At 55.9% G+C, this 2,315-nt stretch carries 3 protein-coding genes; 2 read left to right on the top strand and 1 reads right to left on the bottom strand.

Annotation, left to right across the window (positions count from 1 at the left end; all coding sequences use genetic code 11):
- Window positions 1–444 precede the first annotated feature (444 nt).
- Entirely contained in the window at window positions 445–1,593 is a 1,149-nt protein-coding gene (locus ACOCD2_RS17120) for a pre-peptidase C-terminal domain-containing protein (protein WP_293688873.1), read from the bottom strand.
- Between the two features lie 188 nt (window positions 1,594–1,781).
- Here ACOCD2_RS17120 and ACOCD2_RS17115 point away from each other — a divergent pair, with 188 nt between their 5' ends.
- Window positions 1,782–2,060: a hypothetical protein gene (locus ACOCD2_RS17115; RefSeq protein ID WP_293816048.1), complete on the top strand. Its 279-nt coding sequence runs from the start codon at window positions 1,782–1,784 to the stop codon at window positions 2,058–2,060.
- Window positions 1,973–2,221, top strand: a complete 249-nt coding sequence (locus tag ACOCD2_RS17110) for a reverse transcriptase domain-containing protein (protein WP_419620560.1) — start codon at window positions 1,973–1,975, stop codon at window positions 2,219–2,221. Before ACOCD2_RS17115 ends, ACOCD2_RS17110 begins: the two co-directional genes overlap by 88 nt.
- Window positions 2,222–2,315 lie beyond the last annotated feature (94 nt).

Here is a 2,315-nt window from a genome sequence, read left to right as displayed (position 1 = left end):
CGCCCAGACAATTGGCTCCCGCTCAATCCGGGTGACCTGCTCGGAAGAGCCGGATGCGGGAAATCCGCACGTCCGGTTCTGTGAGGGTGAAAGCCAGCAATGGCCGATCTACTCGACTAAAGAGTAGTGGTTCCACATAAGGGTCTAGGTTACCCTCAACCGTAACGTTCAGGAAGGGGCTTTTGCGACACCCTCCCAAGGGCATGGGGATCAACATCCCTTGATCGTCAGCCTCAAAATGATGCTCACCATCGGTATCACCTTGGGTGTCCTCAAGTGTGTCTTCGGCCTCGTGATAGATTTTGGGACATCCCAGTCCCCAAAATCGACTCGGCCTTTGACAACCTATTGGTGCCCCAGCCGTCCTGGTCACCAAGCACTACGCAACAACTTCGCAAGCTCGTTGCTGCTCCGTACTTGTCTCCCAATGACTGGACGCCGCGTTCAGAGGCCTACTTTGTTTTCCCTCTGGCGCAAGGCACGCCGGGAAAACAGTGCGGCCTCGCGGCTACTGGGGTCTACCAGCCTTCGCTTCGCTCTCCATGGCTGGCAGCGGTTGCTGATCTGGCCGGCAGCCGACTGCCAGCTGCCGCTGTTGATCCGGTACTCCCCACCCTGGATACTCACCACTGCCGGTGCATCGATGCCTGTGATGGTCACAACCTCGGACTCAGTGGTTACCCTAGGGTCGTACTGAACGCCGTTGACCGTAGCAAAGCTGAAAGGATCCGGTGTGGTGTCTGCCGTACTGCAGCCCACCTGTACATTGCTCACATCCGCACCGGAAACCGTACCCTGATCATTGGTGATGACGCAGCTTTCGGAAGGTCCCGGTTGTGCGAGCACGGTAACCCGGTAAGTTGCACCATCACCGAGTTTCGTGGCGAAAGCAAAACTGCCATTGGCGGACACACTCAGGTTGTCACCGCCATTGTTCTGTAACGTCAGACTGCTGCCCGCACTCAGCCCGGTTACGGTACCCCCAATGGTATAGCGCACACTGCTGACAGGCGTTACCGTACCCGATACGAAATACTGCCCCAGGCTGCCGTAATCGCTGTATCCCTCACCGACACTGTTCCCTACCCCGTCCACCTCGAGATAATAGCGTCCGGCGGAGACGGTCCTGGCAATAGTTGCGTTGGTATTGTCTGCAGGATCATCAGCATCGACTGCCGATCCATCTGCATCCAGCAGGCGCAGGGACACGTCCATGTTCGCTCCCCGGTGACTGTCGCGGTAAAACGCTTTCCAGGCCGGCGTGACAGTCAGTGACAGGGGGCCATCAGCCACATCCATGGAAAACACGTCCACATCCGTACGTAATTCGATAACTCCCTTGTTCTCCGGATGATCATCGAAAGGATCCGATTCAGGCTCGGATACCAGCACATCACCATTGTCCTGTATGACCAGCGGCGTGGCCGTTGCCGGCGTATCGCCATGATCATCCCCCCGATATCCCAGCTTGCCATCGATAATGGCGAGATCATCCTGAACCTGGCTTGCATCCGGGTATTCACCCTTGCTCCACTGGGTGACGTTCTTGTAGTAGCCCACACCCATGATCGGCGCCCAGGAGTAACTACTCACCCCTAAGATGAGTACAAGCCTGCCTCCATGGATCTACAATCACTTTTTCATGTCTGTAGAGGCTTGACATCATAGTACGCCGAGTCTATGCTATTGACCCAACACATCGACAAGCGTGTCTTCGGCCTCGTGATAGATTTTGGGACATCCCAGTCCCCAAAATCGACTCGGCCTTTGACAACCTATTTGTGCCCCAGCCGTCCTGGTCACCAAGCACTACGCAACAACTTCGCAAGCTCGTTGCTGCTCCGTACTTGGCTCCCAATGACTGGACGCCGCGTTCGGAGGCCTACTTTGTTTTCCCTCTGGCGCAAGGCACGCCGGGAAAACAGTGCGGCCTCGCGGCTACTGGGGTCTACCAGCCTTCGCTTCGCTCTCCATGGCTGGCAGCGATGGAAGCCTACGCCCGATACAACTTCAGAACATCGAAGACAAAATCGTCCAGTCGGCCACAGCCGAAATCCTGAACAGCATCTACGAAAGCGACTTCGCCGCCTTCAGCTACGGATTCCGCCCTGGAAAGAGTCAACACCAAGCCTTGCAGGCGCTGCAAACCGTGCTTCAAAAAGGGAAGGTGAACTGGGTACTGGATCTGGACCTGAAAGGTAACTACTCACCCCTAAGATGAGTACAAGCCTGCCTCCATGGATCTACAATCGCTTTTTCATGTCTGTAGAGGCTTGACATCATAGTACGCCGAGTCTATGCTATTGACCCAACAC

This window comes from Thiolapillus sp. (genome assembly GCF_048562965.1).
GTDB classification, from domain to species: domain Bacteria; phylum Pseudomonadota; class Gammaproteobacteria; order Chromatiales; family Chromatiaceae; genus Thiolapillus; species Thiolapillus brandeum_A.
This window is presented reverse-complemented; position numbering and strand designations above follow the sequence as displayed.